We start from the raw sequence: 20,132 nt of genomic DNA on the forward strand, positions 1-20,132 counted from the left end.
GTTGCTCTCTATACCTACTCATTTTCTGATTTATGCCTTGGGCAATACTTTCCGATCCGCTGCCATATCCTCGTTAAAACCATCTGGTACCGGCTTGAAACCTGATGCCGGCGAGCGGTGGCTAGACTGGAACTGGCGCAGGCTCAATACGTCGATTTCACCTGTAATGCAGTAGTCGTGGTTGCCACCCTTGACGCGCAATATGTCGCGTTTCCAGCGGTCCTTGTAGGGTGCGCGGATACGGCTATCACCGAATCGGCGGTTGTTGCATTGGATGATGTAGGCGTGAATATCCAGCGCTGCAGACTCCACCAGCGCATTGAATGTGTCGGTATCGCTGTTCCACTCTGGAACAAACAGCGCATCGACTTGGCCGCGTAGGTCAGCGCGGTAGCGGATATTCGTCAACTCGCTGCAGATCATGATGGCAAAGCGGAAGTCACCATGCTGGATGACCGGGGGCTTTTGCCACTGCTGCTCTTGGGTGGGCTGCATCTGCAGGCCGGCCAGGCGAAAGAGTTCTTGCTCCTCATGGAATGCTGGGCGCTGTTTATCTTGGCGGTAGAGCATCAGCGAAGGGAATCCAAGACCATCGTGGGTCAGCGACGCCCAAACCTGGTGGCGTACATGTTTTTTCGGCGCGTGGAGGTACTCCACTCCGGTGATCAAAGATATGCCACGGCCCTTGAGCTTATCGGCAATACGCATAAACCATTGGGGTGGTAGCGCCACTTCCGGGAGGATCAAGTAACCAGCGCCGTCAGGGCGAGAGATCAGTTCGTTGATCAGGCGATTGATCCGTTGGTAACGGTGCAGGCCGTCCGGGTCGGGCAACCCCATGATGGCGGCGGTAAAGCTTTCATCTTTGGTTTCCAAGCTGGCTACAGCGATAGTCTGCTTGGCTTTGGGTTCTCCGTCGGGGATATGCAAAACCTGCTTTTTGTCGAGGTGCGGCATCTTGTGCTCAGTCAGCTCAAAGCCTCGTAGTGCCTGCACCACCAGCCCCAGCGTTTGGCGGCTGGTGGCGGCAAAAGGGGTGGGCGCTATGAGGTAGAGCTCATTGAGGCTGAATGGGCGAGTGGCGAAGGTTAGTCCAGCCGGGGTGCCGCGTTTAAACCTGAGCCAATTCGCCAGCGTGGCGATGCCGTCGGTCATCTCATCAGGCAGCAGTTTCTCTAAGTCAGTAGTTGTGAGGTTTTTACGGAGTGGAATACCGCGCTGGCTGACCATTTCCTTAGGAAGGCCTGCAAAGCGCAAGGGAATATGGGCGAGGTCGAAGCTGAACAGGCGTGCGTGGAGCTTCTGAAGGTGATGGCTGGTTATGTTCATCGGACTGTCCAGAAGGCTCCCCCATAGGATGCTGGCAAGGCTCTCCATATGGATGGTCATCTGGTTCTTCCAGGCGGTAGCTCCCGTCTTGCTGAGGCGGGAAGGGAACGCTGAGACGATGCTCTGCGTTGTAACTTCCCAGATGGATCGTTTCCATAAATGGCGGGCTTCGGCTGGCACGTCAGCCGCGGCCAGGCTTTTGATCCCCAGAATGCAGTCCTTCTCGACGTTGTTGATTAGTCCGCCCAGTGCATTGATGATTTTGTCTAGGTACTCAAAATCTTCACAGGCGGTAGCCATGCGGATGATGCGTGGCAGGTATTGAGCCAGTTCGAAGAACTTAACCGGCGTGAGCAGGTGCTCGATGACTGCGGCGAAAAAGGCATGACGATGTGCTTGCCAATCCCCTGGGGGAATATCGCGCTCGAAGGCTTCGTAGTTGCGAAGGCTGAGAGCAAAGCCGGCGCGGTGTAGCGTCAGGGCATCTGTTTTGCGCAGATTATCTGCTTGCTCACCTGCAAGGTTGGTAGCTTTGAGCAGGTCCGTGGCCACGGTGTAGGGCGAGTTGGGCAGATCAGGTAGGGCGCGCCATTCGCTTGCACGTTGGTTGATCTGTTCGGAAATGGCATTGACCAGAGCGGTGCCTGCAGAGCCTGCAAGGATGAACAGCTTGTTTTTGCTGTTTTCAAAAGCGATGCGGTCTTTTTTGAGATAGTCAGGCTTGAACAGGATGCTGCCTTTATCTTTTTTGAGCAGATCCTTGCCGCCGTCGCGACTGAAGACCCACTCCCAAAACTGCTCAGTAGTTTTGACGTCGCTAGCGTTTTCCATGACCAGCAGAATGTCGTCTACATAACGACCGTAGTACAGCGGTACTACTTGTTGCTCGATGAATTGGTCGAGTTTGAGCAGCGCGGCGTTTGCGACAACAGCCGACGCGGGCAAACCTACAGGTAAACCTTTTTTCAGTGGCGTTTCTTTTGCCCAAGCCAACAGGGCAGAGATGAACAGGCGATTAAGTTTTGACTGCGATTCGCTCAGTTCAATTTTGGCTAATTTAAGGAAGCCGTCGTCGAGCATAAAGCCCGGGCTTAGCTCGTGATAGAAACTGCTCACATCGGCTGTCAGGGCCAATACTTTTTTCTTCTCGCTCAGGGCTGAGCGCATCGCCTTGATGCCACCGTCACGCCATTCGCGAAATGGTCTGAGGTAAGGCTTGAAGGAGCCAAGGGCCCACGTGTTGATCTCGTCGTGCCGGTTACGGCGCAGGCGGCTGCCAAAGACGTTACTGCTGAGCTGCTTGTCGAAGAGATCGCCGACTTCCATCATCCATAGCGATGACAGCACGTGAAAGTCGATGCTGCAGCGGGCCATTAGGCGGAATACGGCTGTGGGGTGGTTACCGGCTTCAGTCGCGCTTAGCCACTCTGCTTCCGGTGAGGCGAAGATCAGGCTTTGGTCCTGCTCTCCCTTTACTGTCTGGATTTCTTTGGGGGCTAGCGTCCAAGTGCCGAGAAATGCAGGGCCTTTCACCCAATCCTCGCTCGCGGCTTCGATCTGTTCTTTCAGGCGAGTGAGGTTTTGGCTCAGGTCGTCTTCATAGTTGGCGATGTCGAACAGCGAGGGGTTGGTTGAGTAGTAGAGATCAACCTTGGCCTTGCGGTAGGCAAGGCCGAGATCGTGCAGCGATACCGACATCTGGGTGACGTCCATTTCTTAACCTTCGGCAATCCTGAGATATCCCGGATATTACCGAAAGTAAGCAGCAGTGGGCGAAAGCATTGCCAGGCGCTCTAACTCGGCCACTGCGGGTCATCGATTACTGAAAGCTCCCAGTTTAAAAACTGGAGCGCCCCAGCTGCGGTTGTTCCGCTCGCAGGTATTCGTATTAGTAATGCTCTTCAATGTAGGCGTATGCCTTTTCAAAGAGGTCCTTGTCTTTGCTTAGGCCAAACTGCGCCAGGGTCAGCATCAGTGCTTTCTGGATTTCACGCGGGCCGCTGTTGGAGTTCTGCCAGCCCTCAAAGCGGGTGGCTTTCACGATCTTGTCGATCTGCTCGACCACATCACCAATCAGTTTCGGGGTGGTTTCCGGGCGGGTTTCCAGGAAGAGCTTGGTCAGCGCTTGCTTGTTGTCTTCCTCTGTCACCACCTTCTCGCCGGTTTCGCGCTCGGCCTGCACCGTATCTTTGGCCGCTTCGAGCAAACCTTTGAGCCAATCTATGGCCTTGATTACACCGGCTTCATAGTCTCGGCGGAGCTTCTCTAAGCGTTCGCCTAGCTCGACGAATACAGGTTCGCCGCTGCCGCGCAGGCGTCCCATCAGGTCGATTTCCAGGCGGCGGGCGCGCTTCTCCTGCTCTTTCTCAGTGAGGGTGAAGATCGCATGTTCATCCATGATTAGCTCATCGATGTCATCGCGGATGCGCTTGATATCGGTGTGCTCGTGAATCATTTTGATGGTCTCCGGGCCCAGAGCGGCCCAGACCAGCGCTCCCGTCTGGCCGACCGGGCGCACGGATTCATAAATCTGCGCCAGCCATTTGTAGTCCTGGCGGTAGGGCGTCAGGAACGGATCTGGGTTGATGGCCGACCAGAGCTTGGCCAGCACGCCAAAGGCAGCGGCAAATTCATCGCGCTTCTTGTTGTTAGGCAGGCATTCCTGGGCGGCGATGATGCCGTCGAAGCCTTCCAGGGTACGGTCCACATTCGGGAAAAAGGCCAGGCACTGCTTCAGCTGTTCCGGCAGCAGTTCCTTGAATTTCTCGATGCCCTCGACAATGCCGTCGATCTCTTCCGGGTTGTAGGCCAGCGCCGTGCGCAGGTTTTCGAATACACCCAGGTAATCGATGATCAGGCCCATACGCTTGACCACACCATCCGCCTCATATAGACGGTTGGTGCGGCACATGGCCTGCAGCAGGGTGTGATCGCGTAGGGGCTTGTCCAGGTACATGCAGTAGCAGATGGGGGCATCGAAGCCGGTGAGCAGCTTGGCGGTGACGATCAGCAGTTGCAGGGGCTGCTTCGGGTCTCTGTAGGTTTCCAGCAGGTTTTTCTGCGCCTGCTCGTCACCATCAAATTTCTGCCAACGCTCAAAATCGGCTTGTTTGATTGGCAGTCCAAGCTCTGCATGCCAACGGATCCAGTCCTTGTTGATCTTGCCGTTCTCATCCTTGACCTGGGCCTGGTCGACATTCATCACCACTTCTAATGCGTCGAAACCGAGCTTGCTGCCGAGCAGGTGGTACATCTGCACGCAGGTTTCGCGGTCATAGACCACCACCATGGCTTTCATCTTTTTCGGCTGCACATGGCTGGTGAAGTGCGCGGCAATATCGGCGCTGATGGCCTCCATGCGTTTCGGTGCCTTGAGCATCACCGCCAGCTTGCCGGCACGCTTGGACAGAGCGGTCTTCTCATCTTCGTCCAGGTTGTTGTCTTTAACCAGTTGCTCGAATTCCTGGTTGATCGCCTCCCGGTCGACCCGCAGTTCAGCCAGACGTGGTTCGAATTTCACCGGGTTGGTGGCACCGTCGCGGATCGACTGCTTGTAGCTGTAGCGGTTCATATAGCGACCGGGATCGTCCTCGGCGCCGAACAGTTTGAAGGTGTTGCGCTCGATACCGGAGATCGGCGTGCCGGTCAGCCCGTAGAAGTGGGCATTGGGCAGCGCCCAGCGCATCTTCTCGCCCAGGCCGCCTTCCTGGGTGCGGTGGGCTTCGTCCACCAGCACGATGATGTTGTCGCGATTGTTCAAGCCGTCCGGGTTGTGTTCATCAACCTCGACATCCTTGAACTTGAAGATGGTGGTGATCAGGATGCCACGGCTGTCCTGTTCGATATGGGCCCCGAGCTTTTTGCAGCTCTGTACCTTGATCAGGTTTTTTACGTCGGCGCCGCCAAAGGTCTCGCTGATCTGGCTGTCCAGGTCGCGGCGGTCGACCACGATCAGTACGGTAGGGTTTTTCAGATCCTTATCGGCTCGCAGCATCTTCGCTGCGTAAAGCATCAGCAGCGACTTGCCGGAGCCCTGGAAGTGCCAGATCAGGCCTTTCTTCGGGTAACCCTTTTTCACCCGTTCAACGATCTGCTTGGCGGCCTCGAACTGCGGGTAGCGCGGCAGCAGTTTGATGCGCTTGGGCGGTGTGTCTTTACCGGCTTTATGAGTCGAGAACAGCGCAAATGAGGTCAGCAGTTGCAGCAGAGTTTGCGGGTTCAGCAGCCCCTCGGCACTCGCCAGCACGGAGGCCAGAGTGGCGGGAATATCCTCGCGCTGGTCGGTGTGGTGCCAAGGGCCCCAATCTTTGACCCGCGCATTGATCGCGCCGTAGGCAAAGGTTTTGCCCTCACTGGCGAAGCACAGCAGGTTGGGTACGAAGAAGGCCTGCACATGCTGCCAGTAGTGCTTCTTGCCGCCCATAAAGTCGGCAGCGCCGTCTTGCCAGCTAACGCTGGGGCGGGTGGCGCTTTTGACTTCGCCGACTACCAGCGGAATGCCATTTACATACAGCACGATATCGAAGAACACCTCACCCGCTGCCACATAGTGCACCTGCTGGGCCACCACAAAGTGGTTGCTCTCTATATGTTCGAAGTCGATCAGGTTGATGGTGACGTGTTCGCCGTTCTCGCCAAAGGGCAAGGTTTTTTCGGCCAGCAGCCAAGCCTGGAAATTCTCGTTGGCCCGCACCAGGCCGCTATGCGGAGCCTCCAATAGCACGCCGCGCAGCTTGTGGATCACTTCATCGGCATAATCCGGCTGCTGGCCAATCGCTGGGTTTAACGAACATAACGCGTCTTTTAGCCACTCATCGACAAAGATATCCTGCGCCTCCTTCGGCAGGCTCTCGCCGTGGCAGTAAGTCCACTTTACCCCGCTTAAGTTTTTTAAGCGGTCGATAATTCCATTTTCGGTGACGGTTTGTTCGTTAAACACCAGATGTCATCCTCAGTATTTATTTATCGAAAAACATAAGGTTCATTAGTTTTTTTCTTTTCTCCAGAAGAAGGCTTATGGAGTTTGCAAGGCCGCTCATACTCTCCGCTATGCCTCGCTGAATATCTTCGCAGTCAGGGACAAATAGAGGGATATTTTCAAGCTCTGAGTTGTATAGATGTTTAACTTTAGTCCCGACTGGGACTCGATGTAGATACTCGCGAGCCAGCCTGCTCTGAAGCGCCCAATACAAATATTTTCTGTCAATACCTTTTTTTGGTGAAATTCTTGCTAGCCGCTGATTTAGTAGACACTCTTCGCCTGGCTGCGTAATGCAGGCCCTGCCGAGAAATCCATCATCCAAGCTCTGTGCTGTCAAATTCATCACTATCTCGTCGCCTCTTACAATATAATCGACACTTTCTGTCTTATATATTTCTGGCAGATATGTGGTGTCGGAATCAGACCACTGAACTATTCCCGTTTCATAAAGATTTCCGGGGCGAAGCAATTTAATTCCAGAGCCTGCATAGTCAGTCGACGGAAACGCACGGCCTAGTTGGTAGCTCGCGATGTCAGTTAATTTTTTTAGAGACCAACCATCAACTTTGAGATTTTCCGATTTTCTTTCGGTAACCCCGTTGCACACACAATCTTTTAGCAGGGTTTCTAAAAGTTTCTTGGCATCATTGATAGCATTCTCCACAGCACCAATGGCGTGCAATCTTGCCTTCATGACAGTTACTAGGCTTTTTTGTCCGTCAGAGTCAGGAATGAGGAAGAGTTGATCTGCTAAGCCTTTCCATTTAATCGTAGGAGAAAGAGATCCTTCTGAAATGGCTACCGCACGGTTCATGAATGCATTGGACTGCATAAAGAATGGAAGGAATTCTGGAAGTACCTTGTCGCGGTTCGCCTCCAAGACCATCGCATGCGCAGAACAAATACAATCCCAATCCGCTACTGCAACCTTGCGTTGATAAGCCCGGCGCTTACCAAAAATAATTTGCCCCTTTTTTACCAGCAGCTTTTGCCCGGCTACATCACTGGGCACGCCGTGACGTTTGATTTTTAAGCTATCTGGGTCCAAATGCTCCAAGCCCACATAAATATCCAGTTCGGTTTCACTGGGCTCTACGCGCTTGGAAATGTGGTTAGCAATTTCACCAAACTTCACCATCTGCCAGCCTTCGGGTAACTGCTGCGCTGTCATGTGCTACTCACCTCATACCCCAACTCTGCGAGGCTTTTAAACAATTTACTGGTCTGCTTTTTCAGCTGAACTCGACTGATTTTCCAGACCTCGATGGCATGTTCAACATCGTGCACTTCTTCATCAATGCGGGCCTGCACATAAAGCGGAATAGACAAATTGTGCTGGTTCTCACGAATCGCTTCGACATCTACCAGCGCGGTAATGGCCGGATGCTTGTCAGGTGCCAAATAGGCCTCGGATAACACGGCGAGGTCATCGTCCGAGAGTCGGCTATGGGCGCGTTCACGGGTGACATGCTCAACGCCATTGATAAACAGAATCTTGCCTCTGCGCTCGGCTGGCTTGTTGCAGTTGAGCACCACCACGCAGGATTCCATCGGCGAGTTGTAAAACAGGTTTGGGCCGAGACCGATCACGGCTTCAATAATGTCGGACTCGATCACCTGCCTACGGATGGACTGCTCGGAGTCGCGGAACAGCACACCATGGGGCCAGAGCATGGCCGCGCGGCCGGTGTCGGGTTTCAGGCTTTTGATGATATGGGTGTAAAAGCCGTAGTCCGCGCAGCCCTGGGGCGGTACGCCATAGAGGTTGCGACCATAGGGATCGGCGGCGAACTTGTCGCGGTTCCATTTTTTGATGGAGTACGGCGGGTTGGCGAAGATCACGTCGAACTGCTTGAGTTGATCACCCTCGATAAATTTAGGCTCGGCCAAGGTATCGCCGCGTAGCACGTCGAACTCTTCGATCTCGTGCAGGAACATATTCATTCGGGCGATGGCGGAGGTGAGCAGGTTCACTTCCTGACCATAGAGTTTGACGCTGCGCCATTCCTTACCTTCGTCCCGCAGGTCCATCACCGCGTTAAGCAGCATACCGCCAGTGCCGCAGGTGGGGTCGTAGGCGGTTTCACTTGGCTTCAAACCCATGATGCGAGTCATCAGGTGCACCACGGTGCGGTTGGTGTAGAACTCGGCGGCAGTGTGACCGGAGTCGTCGGCAAACTTCTTGATCAGGTATTCGTAGGCTTCGCCGAGGTCGTCCTGAGCCACGGACTTGATGCCCAGAGGGATCTTGCTGAAGTGCTGAATCAGGTCAGCCAGCAGGTGGTCGGGCAGGCGCTCTTTGTTCGTCCACTGGGCATCGCCGAATACGCCGTGCAGGCGTTCGTTGTGGGTCTCGATCAGGCGCAGGGCATTCTGGATCGCTTCGCCGATGTTCTTGCTGGTGTGGCGCACCTTCTCCCAGCGCGCTTCCTGGGGAATATGGAAGCGGTGAAACATGGGCATAACCGCGTAGTCCACGTCGCCTTCGCTGACCTCCAGGGCCTCGACATACTCTTCGAGGTAAACGTCGGACAGGCGTTTGTAGAACAGCAGCGGAAACACGTACTGCTTGTAGTCGGAAGCATCGATCTGCCCGCGGAGAAACTCGGCGGCTCCCCAGAGCAGGTCTTCGAGTTTCTTTTTGCCTAGGCGGGAAGCCTGGTGTTTTTGTTGCTCAATCATTTTTGCGGGTCTTGTCTGATAGCTGGTGAGCGAGTTGGCTCAGGTCGGCAAGGCGTTTATCCGCGTTAGCGGTATCGAGCTGCTGGCGCTGCTGATGAAACAGCTCGTACTGCGTCTCGGCATGCTGTTTGGCCATGTCGTGGGAGATCTTGCCGGCGTTGTCGAGAATGTCGCGGTCGTTCAGGGTCAGAAAACCATCGAGCTTTTTCACCCAGTCGGCCATGGACATGGGAATGCGGCGCATGGCCTGGCCCTCGGCAAATACTAGGTACTGCTCGACCAGGTTATTGAGGGCGCTGAGTTCGTCTGCCGTGAGGTAGTTCTTGGCGTTGGCGATATCCTGCTTGCGCACTTTTGCACCGCGCCAGTTGGTGAGGCCCATATGCGGTTTGCTGCTGTCGGCGCGGTGGTGAATCAGCTCGGCTGCGGTTTGCCCGGTAATCGCCCAGTGCACCTTGTTTTGCACGGTTTTGAAGAAGCTGATGCTGGCGTCCTGGGTGGGGTCGTAATCGACGCTGGTAGCGTAGATATCGGTGATCTTCTGGTAGAAGCGTTTTTCGCTGGTGCGAATATCCTGGATGCGCCGCGTCAGCTCTTCGAAGTAGTCGAAGGGCTGATCGGGGTTTTTCAAGCGCTCGTCATCGAGCACAAAGCCTTTGACGATGTATTCACGCAGTTGCCGAGTAGCCCACTGGCGAAAGCGAGTGGCCGTGTGGCTCTGCACGCGGTATCCCACAGAGATGATGGCGTCCAGGTTGTAGTGCTTGAGGCTGCGCTTTACCTGGCGCGTGCCTTCTTGGCGAACTACTAAGAAATCCTTAGTGGTTGCATTTTGATCAAGCTCGCCTTCGCTGAAGATGTTCTTCAGGTGCATCAGCACGTTTTCTGGCGTGGTGCTGAATAGGTCTGCCATCAGGGCCTGGGTGAGCCAAACCGTCTCATCGACAAAGCGTACATCCAGCCGGGTTTTGCCGTCTTCGCTCTGGTAGATGATGAACTGCGAGGTGTTGCTGTCGGCATCATCCGTGCTCATAGCTCAAACCCTTCCTTGATCAATAGTTCTTCAAGTTCCTGTTCAGCCTGCTCCAATGCAGCCAGCTTCTGCTGGAAGTCCTTCAGCGCCTCTTCGACGGTGATGGTCTCTTCTTCCAGCGGCTTTTGCACATAGCGGGCGATGTTCAGGTTGAAGTCGTTTTCCGCGATTTCGCTCAATGGCACCCAGCGTGCCACGCCGTCCAGTGCTTTGGCACTAGGGCCTTGCTGATACTGCTCCAGATAGGTCTGGTAGATCTGATCCGCCTGGGCGTTGCTCAGGGTGTTCTGCGCACGGCCTTTAGTGAATATTTCCTCGGCATTGATGACCAGAATATGGTCACGATGCTCATCAGGACGCTGCTTGCGCAGTAGCAGGATGCACGCCGGGATAGCGGTGCCGTAAAACAGATTGGGGGCTACGCCGATGATGGCTTCAATGCGGTTTTCCTTGAGCAGGCTGGTGCGGATTCTGCCCTCTGCCGCGCCACGGAACAGCACGCCATGGGGCAACACAACTGCCATACGCCCGTTGCCGTTAAGGGAGGCAAACATGTGTTGCACCCAAGCGAAGTCACCGTTGGTCTTCGGTGCCAGGCCATATTTGTTGCGGCTGTAAGCGTCTGCTGCCCACTGCTCATGACCCCACTCGCTGAGGCTGAATGGTGGGTTGGCGATCACGCAGTCAAAGGTTTCGAGCCGGTCGTAGATCAGGAACTTGGGTTCGCGCAGGGTATCGCCGCGCACGATCTCGAAGTCTTCCTGGCCATGGAGAAACAGGTTCATGCGGGCAATGGCTTCGGTGGTCAGGTTTTTTTCCTGACCCTTGAGTTTCAGTAAGCGGGGATCACCAGCGTTTTCACGAACGTGGTGGATGGTCTCCAACAACATGCCACCGGTGCCGCAGGCTGGGTCATAAACGCTTTCACCGGCCTTGGGATCGAGGATATTGACCATTAGCCGCACGATGGTGCGCGGGGTATAGAACTCACCGGCTTTCTTGTTGGCTTTGTCGGCGAAGCGTTTGATCAGGTATTCGTAAGCGCGGCCCATGTCGTCGTTACGAACGCTGGCCACCCCAAGATTGACCTGGTTGAAGTGGTTGAGCAGTGTGGCGAGCAATTCATCGGGCAGCCGATCTTTATTTGTCCAGTTGGCGTCACCGAAGATGCCGTGTAACGGAGCGTTAGCCTGCTCAATGCCTAGGAAGGCATCTTTAAGCGCCTTGCCGATGTCGTGGGATTTGGCGAAAACGTCATCCCAATGACAGCCCAAAGGCACTTGAATCCGGTGGAAGATCTTCTCCCGCGCCAGCTCAGCACTACCGACTTTGGCCAGTACATCCTGAAACTCTTCGTAGTAGACATCGCAGATCCGTTTAAAGAACAGGATCGGGAAGATGTAGGTCTTGTAGTCAGATGCGTCGATGGGGCCGGTGATGATATGAGCGGCGTGCCATAGGTGAGCTTCAAGGTCTTTTAGCTTAATCAGGGTCATTTTTAAAAATCTTGTGCAGCCGTTCGGGTAGCCTGCCTTGGGGCAGGCTAGAGATGGGGGTAAGTGTACTGGAGATCACTGAGCAGGGGGCCCCTGGCGTGGTGGCAAGGGGCGATGAGGTGGGTTAGTGCAAGCTGTGTCGGCGTGAGATATCTCTAATACTGCCAGGCTGCGAATACCTCTACCGCCCATGCATCATGCGGTTTGCTAGTACTCGATGTATTGGCAGATTGGACTACCCCTGCTCCGGTAGACATCCCCGGCCTATGCTGGTCAGATCGAATGCAAACAGGTGGTCAAGCGGAACTCCGCATTCCGATTGGTATTCCAAAATAAAATTTAAACCCATATAAATTCTTATAAACCAATAACTTATAAAACGGATTCAAATTACCCCGGCCCACAACTTCATCATCTAAAGACGTCCACGGACGTCTTTTTTTGTGCCTGGAATCCAGAAAAATCAAGAGCTTCGGGGCTACTGGCTTCAAGAGAGGCCATTTGAGTTCCGCTCCTTTTGGTATCCCAAGCGTGCTGGTGCCAATGTTTGGAATACCACAACGGTGTCAGAAGTAGCTCTCCATGCCTGCGTAAACCCACCACCTGGCCGACCGCCAGCGCAGGGCAGATAACGAAGCCAAGCGAGCACAGTCGGAACACACGTCAGAGAATGTGGCTATTGCCAAGTTCGAGTTGAACAAACACTTGGTCACCCCAGCCTACGCCGAAGACATCAGGCACGCGCTCACCCTGCATAGTTTTCTAAGCCTCAACACCATTGCCCTCGCAGACGTCACCTCCCCCATGATCATCAAGGGCCTTCGCCCCATCGAAGGCAAAGGCAGCCTAGTGACGGTGAAGCGACTGTCCCGACGCATCAATGAGTTCCAGTCCAGCGGCACATTTACCAATCTGGAACAACGCGTGGGGTTCTTTAACTTCTGTCTATTCGGACAGCCCGGGCAGGGCTATGAATGTGGTAGGCGCCGGGGCCAGGTAAAAACTGGATTCGCACCCTGCCGGATAAAGGTTTTCTGGTCATCGTGCGTTTGTGCGGCCCGCAACAGGCGTTTTTTGATCAGACGTGGAAGCCGGGGGACTTGGTTAAACAAGCGTCTCCCGGCTCGCCACCGGCGGCTGACCGCGGTTAAACCTTGGGGCGATCCTAGAAAACGTCTGCGTCCGCCAGGCACTTGCCCTGACGGTCTTTACCGGACAATGCCGGCTCGCACTTTAGGGGCCAGTCGATGCCGATTTGAGGATCATTCCAACTGATGCAACGCTCGTGTTCGGGCGCGTAATAGTCTGTGGTTTTGTAGAGGAACTCTGCGCTGTCGGACAGCACGACAAAACCATGGGCAAACCCTTCTGGCACCCACAACTGGTGCTTGTTTTCAGCGGAAAGGTACGAGCCTACCCATTTGCCGAACGTCGGCGAGCTGCGCCGGATATCCACGGCCACGTCGAATACTTCGCCGTGAACCACACGTACCAATTTGCCCTGGGCGCGGTGAAGCTGATAGTGCAGGCCGCGCAGAACGCCTTTCACGGAGCGGGAGTGGTTGTCCTGAACAAATTGCACCGAGCGCCCGATGGCGTCTTCAAACTGGCGGTGGTTGAAGCTTTCAAAGAAAAACCCGCGATCATCCCCAAAGACCTTGGGTTCGAATCGCACGACGTCGGGTATGTCCAGAGGGGTGGTTTTCATCAGTAGATCTTCTCTAGCAGAAGGCGTTTCAGGTAATGACCGTAATCGTTTTTGCACAGCGGCTCAGCGAGCGCTTCAAGTTGCTCGGCACTGATCCACTTTTGTCGAAACGCCACCTCTTCAGGGCAGGCAACTTTCAGGCCCTGGCGGTGTTCCAGCGTGGCAATGAAAAGACTCGCTTCGAGCAGTGACTGGTGCGTGCCGGTGTCGAGCCAGGCATAACCGCGCCCCATGATCTCAACCGACATTTCGCCCCGCTCCATGTAGATGCGATTGACATCGGTAATTTCCAGTTCACCACGGGCTGACGGCTTGATGCTCTTGGCGATGTCCACCACTTGCTGGTCGTAGAAATACAGGCCTGTCACGGCATAGTTGGACTTGGGCTGGAGCGGTTTTTCTTCAAGGCTGATGGCTTTGCCCTGCTTGTCGAACTCCACCACGCCATAGCGTTCCGGGTCTTTTACGTGGTAAGCGAACACGCTGGCGCCTGTCTCACGCAGCATGGCGCTGTGCAGCAGTTCATTGAACTGGTGCCCGTGATAGATGTTGTCGCCCAACACCAGGGCGCATGGGTCATTACCAATAAAGTCCTGGCCGATGATGAACGCTTGTGCGAGGCCGTCGGGTGAATCTTGCACGGCATACGCTATGTTCAGGCCCCAACGACTGCCATCGCCCAGCAATTGAGAGAAACGCGGGGTGTCTTGCGGCGTCGAGATGATCAAAATATCGCGAATCCCGGCCAACATCAGTGTTGTGAGCGGGTAATAGATCATCGGCTTGTCATAAACCGGCAATAGCTGCTTTGAAATAGCCAATGTCGCCGGATGAAGGCGGGTGCCAGATCCGCCAGCCAAAATGATCCCTTTACGCTTGAGCATGTTTAATTCCTACACATTCGGTGAGCATCCGTCCCACACCATCTTGTCGAATGCCAAGCCTCGACGAGAGGATCCTTGCGGACATCAAGTCGCGTCCCCTCCAGCGATCCACAGGACGACTCACTGGGCATTGCGTGCCGGTAAGCCTAATACACAATGGCCGACTGCGACGTTGTCGCAACCTGTAACGCTGAAAAAATCGATAAAAAAATCGAGGCTGCTGAGAATCCTGCGAAACACAGAGCCATTGAGGTGCGGCAGGCAGGATACCTGCAACGTAGTGGGTCGGCTTCTTTTTATGCCAATTCAACAGGTTATCGGAGGGGATTGACCGAAAAAAGGGGGGGGCTTTGAGAGGGCCTGTCTCAGGATGCTGATTGAACCGCTGGTGTGAAAACATGACATCCATTTTGAGGCAGTTATCGGCCCTTGTACGGGCCGATAACAAGCTAGAGCGAAGCCCGAGCTTTAGGCACTCGGCGAGCGCCAGTCATCCGAACCCGAAGTGCCGCACACTTCGTGCGTCCAGGTGATTTTGCGATACGTGAAATGCACGTCCTCCAGGTGCGTGAAATGAGCATTTTCCGGGTCCTGACAGTTATGCATGTACCCATTGATCTCAACGATGATCGCGTCTTCAAGCTTGGTGGTGTAGTAATGCTCCTGAGTGCCATTGGCAGACGTTCTGTACCACTGGATGACAACCTCGCTCATGCGCTCACCTGATGTCAGTGCCGCCCACAGCAATGGAGAAGCCTTGTCGAAAACCTTAGTAACACACACAGGCTTGTGAACGCGCTGCCCGGTTGGCTGACCCGATTGAGGGTCACGGGGAATGATGACCTGGTGACTGAACGCCTGGACCATGACCTGGTTTTCATGCCCTTCCTGATAGGAGTTCCCCACTGAATCTGCCGTGAAGGCTTCATTGGTGATCAACCCCTGTTTTTCACCGGTGACGGACATATACGCTGGCGTAGCCATAACTCTCTCCTTGGGATCCATAGGGTAAACCTGCGAATACTGTTTGCAGGTGCCCCTGTAATCCAAGACTTGTGCCAGAACAGCTGACCCCCTTATGCATCGGGGGTTTCAAAGCTGTGCGCAACTAAAAACTCATATGTACAGACGCTTGATGCCTTCGATTGCGCAACTATTGGCTCACTCCTCTGCAATTAATGGCGCAACAGGCTGCAGGCCCTGTTTATAAAGACTCGACGAACTCGAGGCCGGTAAAAAACAGCCGGTTTGCAGTACGAAAAGTTGCGCAAATGAGGGATGTCGAAGAAGCTACGTTTGAGCGTTCAAGACGCCTACACCCGAAGTCATTGATTGACTGACACCCACGACCAAGCCGATGACACCCTCCTCGCGACCGCATAAAAAAGGCCCTTTCCGTTTCCGGAAAGAGCCTTTTAATTAACTCAACGCTTTAGCCCAAGTTAACGCCATAACTTGAGGCCAGGGCCGCCAGGCCACCCGCATAGCCTTGGCCGATGGCCTTGAACTTCCACTCGCCATTATGGTTATACAGCTCGCCGAAATTCATCGCGGTTTCGGTCGATGCATCTTCACTCAGGTCGTAGCGCGCAATTTCTTTACCATCCGCTTTGTTCAGAACACGGATATACGCGTTCGAAACCTGACCAAAACTCTGCTTGCGTGCATCGGCGTCGTGAATGGTGACGGCGAACACCAGCTTCTTGGTTTCCGGTGCAAAGCCGGCCAAGTTCACGTTGACCTGTTCGTCATCGCCATCGCCCGCGCCCGAACGGTTGTCACCCTGGTGCACAACGTTGCCGTCCGGCGACGTCTTGTTGTTGTAAAACACAAAGCTGCCGTCATTCAGCACTTTGCCATTCTCACCCAGAATGAATACCGAGGCGTCGAGGTCAAACTCCGTACCATCCGTTACACGTGGATCCCAACCCAGACCTACAACCACTTCGGTTAGACCGGGGGCTTCTTTAGTCAGGGAAACGTTACCGCCTTTACTCAGACTTACTGCCATGTTCGTGGACCCTTATAGAGAGAGTTGGTGGGGTGACAATTAAAATTTCAGACCGAAACTTTCAGCGAGAGGCTTAAGGCCACCTTTGAAACCTTGGCCTACCGCACGGAATTTCCATTCGGTGCCGTGGCGATAAAGCTCGGCAAAAATCATCGCTGTTTCGGTGCTGGCGTCTTCAGCCAAGTCATAACGTCCCACCTCGACGTTGGTGTCCTGGTTCACAATGCGGATAAACGCATTGCGCACCTGACCGAAGCTTTGACGCCGGGCTTCAGCTTCGTGAATGGTCACCGTAAACGCGATTTTGTCGATTTCAGCCGGCACTTTTGACAGGTCGACCTTGATCGCCTCGTCATCACCGTCGCCTTCGCCGGTACGGTTGTCGCCGGTGTGCTCTACCGAACCATCAACACTTTTAAGCTGGTTATAAAAAATGAAGTCGGAATCGGCGCGTACCTTGCCGTCAGCCTTGAGCAGGAAGGCGCTGGCATCCAGGTCGAAATCCTGGCCATCCGTGGAACGGGCATCCCAACCCAGTCCAACGAGGACCTTGGTCATCCCTGGGGCTTCTTTGGTCAAAGACAGGTTGCCGCCTTTAGAGAGGGAAAGTGCCATGAGTGATTCTCCTTAATAAATATGCGATCAAGCGTTCGTGTCGTTTTTGACGTCAGATTGCTCTTCATCTTTACCGGGAAAGATGACGCTGGCCACGATACCTATGGCCAATACCACCAATACAACGATCAAGCTGGTGTTCGGATCGATGCTGATGCCATGGCCAAACAGGTGATCGGTAGCGTTCAGGGCCAGCTTGCCGGCAATAAAGAACAACAGCGCGATAACCGATTTTTCCAGGTGAACGAGGTAGCGCTTCAGGGCTTCGAGTACGAAGTACATGGTCCGCAGGCCCAGAATCGCAAACATCATGGCCGAGTACACGATCAACGGTTCGCGGCTCACGGCGATCACGGCCGGTACGGAGTCGAAGGCGAACAAGATGTCCGACACCTCAACCACCACAACACACAAAAACAACGGTGTTGCGAACAAAGCACCCTTGCCCACCAGGGTCATTCCCTTGTTCTGCGGCTTCGTGATCTCTTTTTCAAGCTCTGTGCGTGAAACAAAGAAATTATGCCCGTGCAGCTTCGGCCAAACCGGGAAGAGTTTTTTCGCAAACCGGTAAGCAATGTGCTGGGAATAATCCTCGTCTTCGTCGTCTTCGCTCCCACGCAGCATCATGATCGCCGTCCAGGCCACGACCACGGCGAACAGCACTTCGACCCATGGGCCGAACGCCAGCAAGCCCGTGCCGATAGCCACGAAGATCAGACGGAAGACAATGGCGCCGATGATCCCCCAGTACAAAACACGGTGACGCAGCGCGTCCGGTATTTTGAACCAGGCAAAAATCGCCATGAACACAAACAGGTTATCGACGCTGAGCACTTTTTCGAGCGCGTAACCGGTCACGAACAGGCTGGCCACGCTCGGGCCGTGGGCGTAGTACAAGTAACCCGCAAACGCGAGGGAGATCAGCACCCAAAAGATCGACCAGACGGCCGCATTGGTCAGCGTGACTGGTTTATCGCTTTTGTGCGTGAACAGGTCAATTGCCAGAGCAATGACCGCCAAAGCCACAAATACCGCGATGGTCGTTGGCGGAAAGCCAATTGCCGTGTTTTCCATGATGTCCTCAGAGATCAAAATCGCCAGGGTTCAGCCCCAGCTCATTGCAGATGGTGCGGCAAGCAGCCCGCTCACTTTCATCGAAGTTGCCGTCAGCACTGCCGATGGCGCAGCACACGCGCACCAGCAGACGCGCAGCATCTTCTTTTTTACGTAATTGACCGATCGACTTCAGTGCTTCGGCACGGCCGATCTGTTGATCGAATTCGAATTTTTCGCACACGGCGTTGAAGGATTTGATGACGTCTTTCACGTCAAATGCCTTCAGCTCATTCGAGTTCTGGATAAAGCCGACCATCTTTTGCTTTTCACTGCTGCTGATGTCGCCATCGGAAGCGGCCACCAGCGCGCACCCGGAAACCACGGCTTCCATGAATTCACGGTTCTTGAACTTGCTGACTTCTGCCGAGAGTTTGTCGCGGGCAGCCGTCGCGTTGGTTTTCAGCCATTCGAGCATGGGAGTTACCTTGTTAGAAATTGAGGGAGCGCCGCCTGCTCCGGCAGGCGGCCATTCACAGAACGCTCATTTGGATCCGGCAGCCCAGCGCATGCCCCAGCCAAAGGCTTTGTCCATGTCTGAATGCCCTTTGAAAAATTCCACCTTGCGGTTGACCCGCACGCTACCACCCACGTTTTCGAGCAAAGCGATGGCGCACATGCCTTTGCTGCCACCCTCTTCACTCAAGCGCACCTCAATCGGGGCTTCGCCGGGGATATACAAGGTGATGACGCCATCCGTCGCCTGCCAGTTAGGTGCGCCTTCGTAAATGAATGCATACACCAGCACGCGACGAATCTGGCGCCATTCCTTACCGTTGATGCGCAGCCATTCGCCATCACTGACCGAACCCGTGCGGTCATCGCCCATCAGTTGGATAAACGGTGCGTCACGGAAATCGCCAAACGCATTGCCCAGGGCCTGTACCGCGCCTTTGCTGCCGTTTTCCATCTCATAGAGACAACCGACGTCAAGGTCGATACCGCCCGACTTGCCGCGCAACGAGGCAAAGAAACCGCCGCCGCCACTGTTTTGAGAGCTGCGGTTCCAGTTCAGGTTGATTTTGATCTCGCCGAAGTCGCCGTCTTTCTTTTCAAGGCTGATCGACGGGCGCTGTTTGTCGAGGGTGATTTTCGACAAGTTCACTTTCGACGCGGGCGCCGGGGCTGCAGGGGGGACAACGGGCGCAGGTGCGGGGGTCGGAGCTGCTGACGGAGCAGGCGCCGCGATGTCCACCCCGAAGTGCTGAGCCAGAGGGGCAAGCCCGCCCGCAAAGCCCTGTGCCACGCAACGGAACTTCCACGCGCCCTGGCGACGATAAAACTCACCCAGGATCAAGGCAGTTTCTTGCATGCCCTGGGTCGGGATCGGCGCTTCGATGCCGCCACTGACCGACACGTTCAAAACCGGGAACGCCGCGAATTTGGCCTTGTTCTCGTAAATGGTGGCCGTCAGGGCGACCTTCTCGACGGCCTGATCGATCGCCTCCAGGTTCAAACTGAAGACCGTGCGCCCCGCCGCTGATTCGACCAGTTTGACAGCGCCGTTGTTGACGCTTTGCTGGCCGAAGAAACACATGTCGTTGTCGCCACGCACCTTGCCAGTATCGGTGAGCAAGAACGCCGACACGTCCAGGTCAGCGCCCGCAACCGGGGTGTAGGTGATGGTGACGGTTTGCACGCCCGTAGAAACGGACGTGTTGGCACCCGGCGTCAATGTGCTCATGCGCGCACCGCCCTGGCTGCATCGTTAACCAGATCCTGTGCAGTACGGCCATTGGCCACGGTTCCGAGCGTGGTGAAGTCCCAACCTGCAGAGGTGCGGCTCAGGTTCGCCATGACCAGGCCAGTGTGACGGCCTTTTTCCGACAAAACAAAACGCGCCAGCTCTTTGCCGCTGACTTCGTCGACGATACGGCAGTAGGCGTTCTCGACCGCTTCAAAGTTCTGCCCGGTGAACGAGTTCACGGTAAACACCAGGTGCTTGACGTTGGCGGGTAATTTCTCAAGGTTGACCTGAATCGACTCGTCGTCGCCGTCCCCCTCGCCAGTGCGGTTGTCGCCCGAGTGGACGATGGAACCATCCTTGGACTTGAGTTCGCGAAACCACACCAGGTCCAGCGATTGCTTGTCGCTGTCGAGCACGATGCACGACGCATCCAGGTCGATGGCGCTGTCACTATTCAGTAGCTTGGCAAAAAAACCGCTGGGTTTGACCGGGTCCCAGCCCAGGCCCATGCGGATTTTCTTGAGACCGGTTCCGGCTTCTTTTTCGAGGGAAATGGTTTGGTTCTTGGACAGCGAAATGGCCATGAAGCGTCT

Annotated in this window: 15 protein-coding genes and 1 pseudogene; 1 reads left to right on the plus strand and 15 read right to left on the minus strand. The window is 54.9% G+C overall.

What is annotated here, in order from left to right; all coding sequences use genetic code 11:
- Positions 1-30: 30 nt before the first annotated feature.
- From V6F78_RS19725 to V6F78_RS19750, 6 genes are all read right to left on the minus strand, one after another.
- Positions 31-3,042 (minus strand): RNA-directed DNA polymerase, encoded by a 3,012-nt coding sequence (locus V6F78_RS19725; RefSeq protein ID WP_222936289.1) that lies wholly within the window; start codon positions 3,040-3,042, stop codon positions 31-33.
- A 175-nt stretch (positions 3,043-3,217) separates the two neighbouring features.
- Positions 3,218-6,268 (minus strand): type I restriction endonuclease subunit R, encoded by a 3,051-nt coding sequence (locus V6F78_RS19730; RefSeq protein WP_169876944.1) that lies wholly within the window; start codon positions 6,266-6,268, stop codon positions 3,218-3,220.
- 19 nt (positions 6,269-6,287) lie between these two features.
- Positions 6,288-7,481, minus strand: coding sequence for a restriction endonuclease subunit S (locus tag V6F78_RS19735; protein WP_169876943.1), 1,194 nt, complete (start codon positions 7,479-7,481; stop codon positions 6,288-6,290).
- Positions 7,478-8,992, minus strand: coding sequence for a type I restriction-modification system subunit M (locus V6F78_RS19740; protein ID WP_169876942.1), 1,515 nt, complete (start codon positions 8,990-8,992; stop codon positions 7,478-7,480). Before V6F78_RS19740 ends, V6F78_RS19735 begins: the two co-directional genes overlap by 4 nt.
- Positions 8,985-10,025, minus strand: a complete 1,041-nt coding sequence (locus V6F78_RS19745) for a virulence RhuM family protein (protein ID WP_169876941.1) — start codon at positions 10,023-10,025, stop codon at positions 8,985-8,987. Before V6F78_RS19745 ends, V6F78_RS19740 begins: the two co-directional genes overlap by 8 nt.
- Positions 10,022-11,521 carry a type I restriction-modification system subunit M gene (locus V6F78_RS19750; RefSeq protein WP_332728026.1) on the minus strand — a complete coding sequence of 500 codons (1,500 nt, stop codon included), beginning with the start codon at positions 11,519-11,521 and terminating at the stop codon, positions 10,022-10,024. Before V6F78_RS19750 ends, V6F78_RS19745 begins: the two co-directional genes overlap by 4 nt.
- A 615-nt stretch (positions 11,522-12,136) precedes the next feature.
- Here V6F78_RS19750 and V6F78_RS19755 point away from each other — a divergent pair.
- Positions 12,137-12,672: pseudogene (locus tag V6F78_RS19755) on the plus strand (phage integrase central domain-containing protein); the annotation flags it as partial.
- A gap of 14 nt (positions 12,673-12,686) precedes the next feature.
- Here V6F78_RS19755 and rfbC read toward each other — a convergent pair.
- From rfbC to V6F78_RS19800, 9 genes are all read right to left on the minus strand, one after another.
- The gene (rfbC, locus tag V6F78_RS19760; RefSeq protein ID WP_047295621.1) at positions 12,687-13,229 is read right to left on the minus strand and encodes a dTDP-4-dehydrorhamnose 3,5-epimerase; all 543 of its coding nucleotides are present in this window, start codon (positions 13,227-13,229) and stop codon (positions 12,687-12,689) included.
- Positions 13,229-14,113, minus strand: coding sequence for a glucose-1-phosphate thymidylyltransferase RfbA (rfbA, locus tag V6F78_RS19765; protein WP_047295619.1), 885 nt, complete (start codon positions 14,111-14,113; stop codon positions 13,229-13,231). Before rfbA ends, rfbC begins: the two co-directional genes overlap by 1 nt.
- Before the next feature lie 468 nt (positions 14,114-14,581).
- Positions 14,582-15,097, minus strand: a complete 516-nt coding sequence (locus tag V6F78_RS19770) for an Hcp family type VI secretion system effector (protein WP_047295617.1) — start codon at positions 15,095-15,097, stop codon at positions 14,582-14,584.
- 448 nt (positions 15,098-15,545) lie between these two features.
- Positions 15,546-16,124, minus strand: a complete 579-nt coding sequence (locus V6F78_RS19775) for a TerD family protein (RefSeq protein WP_047278509.1) — start codon at positions 16,122-16,124, stop codon at positions 15,546-15,548.
- A 39-nt stretch (positions 16,125-16,163) separates the two neighbouring features.
- A complete protein-coding gene (locus V6F78_RS19780; protein WP_169839444.1) occupies positions 16,164-16,739 on the minus strand; it encodes a TerD family protein in 576 nt (191 codons plus the stop codon).
- Positions 16,740-16,766: 27 nt separating this feature from the next.
- The gene (locus tag V6F78_RS19785) at positions 16,767-17,813 is read right to left on the minus strand and encodes a TerC/Alx family metal homeostasis membrane protein (RefSeq protein ID WP_047277597.1); all 1,047 of its coding nucleotides are present in this window, start codon (positions 17,811-17,813) and stop codon (positions 16,767-16,769) included.
- Between the two features lie 7 nt (positions 17,814-17,820).
- Positions 17,821-18,270, minus strand: coding sequence for a tellurite resistance TerB family protein (locus V6F78_RS19790; RefSeq protein WP_047277599.1), 450 nt, complete (start codon positions 18,268-18,270; stop codon positions 17,821-17,823).
- 66 nt (positions 18,271-18,336) lie between these two features.
- Positions 18,337-19,536 carry a TerD family protein gene (locus V6F78_RS19795; RefSeq protein ID WP_047295611.1) on the minus strand — a complete coding sequence of 400 codons (1,200 nt, stop codon included), beginning with the start codon at positions 19,534-19,536 and terminating at the stop codon, positions 18,337-18,339.
- Positions 19,533-20,123 carry a TerD family protein gene (locus V6F78_RS19800; RefSeq protein ID WP_047277603.1) on the minus strand — a complete coding sequence of 197 codons (591 nt, stop codon included), beginning with the start codon at positions 20,121-20,123 and terminating at the stop codon, positions 19,533-19,535. The genes V6F78_RS19795 and V6F78_RS19800 overlap by 4 nt, the downstream gene beginning before the upstream one ends.
- Positions 20,124-20,132: the final 9 nt, after the last annotated feature.

This window comes from Pseudomonas sp. ESBL9, from assembly GCF_036668715.1.
Lineage (GTDB): Bacteria > Pseudomonadota > Gammaproteobacteria > Pseudomonadales > Pseudomonadaceae > Aquipseudomonas > Aquipseudomonas lundensis.

Excerpts from the sequence above, each read along its gene's own strand:
- V6F78_RS19725 (WP_222936289.1), bottom strand. The coding sequence starts at position 3,042 with ATGGACGTCACCCAGATGTCGGTATCGCTGCACGATCTCGGCCTTGCC.
- V6F78_RS19735 (WP_169876943.1), bottom strand. The coding sequence starts at position 7,481 with ATGACAGCGCAGCAGTTACCCGAAGGCTGGCAGATGGTGAAGTTTGGT.
- V6F78_RS19740 (WP_169876942.1), bottom strand. The coding sequence starts at position 8,992 with ATGATTGAGCAACAAAAACACCAGGCTTCCCGCCTAGGCAAAAAGAAA.
- V6F78_RS19745 (WP_169876941.1), bottom strand. The coding sequence starts at position 10,025 with ATGAGCACGGATGATGCCGACAGCAACACCTCGCAGTTCATCATCTAC.
- V6F78_RS19750 (WP_332728026.1), bottom strand. The coding sequence starts at position 11,521 with ATGACCCTGATTAAGCTAAAAGACCTTGAAGCTCACCTATGGCACGCC.
- rfbC (WP_047295621.1), bottom strand. The coding sequence starts at position 13,229 with ATGAAAACCACCCCTCTGGACATACCCGACGTCGTGCGATTCGAACCC.
- rfbA (WP_047295619.1), bottom strand. The coding sequence starts at position 14,113 with ATGCTCAAGCGTAAAGGGATCATTTTGGCTGGCGGATCTGGCACCCGC.
- V6F78_RS19770 (WP_047295617.1), bottom strand. The coding sequence starts at position 15,097 with ATGGCTACGCCAGCGTATATGTCCGTCACCGGTGAAAAACAGGGGTTG.
- V6F78_RS19775 (WP_047278509.1), bottom strand. The coding sequence starts at position 16,124 with ATGGCAGTAAGTCTGAGTAAAGGCGGTAACGTTTCCCTGACTAAAGAA.
- V6F78_RS19780 (WP_169839444.1), bottom strand. The coding sequence starts at position 16,739 with ATGGCACTTTCCCTCTCTAAAGGCGGCAACCTGTCTTTGACCAAAGAA.
- V6F78_RS19785 (WP_047277597.1), bottom strand. The coding sequence starts at position 17,813 with ATGGAAAACACGGCAATTGGCTTTCCGCCAACGACCATCGCGGTATTT.
- V6F78_RS19790 (WP_047277599.1), bottom strand. The coding sequence starts at position 18,270 with ATGCTCGAATGGCTGAAAACCAACGCGACGGCTGCCCGCGACAAACTC.
- V6F78_RS19795 (WP_047295611.1), bottom strand. The coding sequence starts at position 19,536 with ATGAGCACATTGACGCCGGGTGCCAACACGTCCGTTTCTACGGGCGTG.
- V6F78_RS19800 (WP_047277603.1), bottom strand. The coding sequence starts at position 20,123 with ATGGCCATTTCGCTGTCCAAGAACCAAACCATTTCCCTCGAAAAAGAA.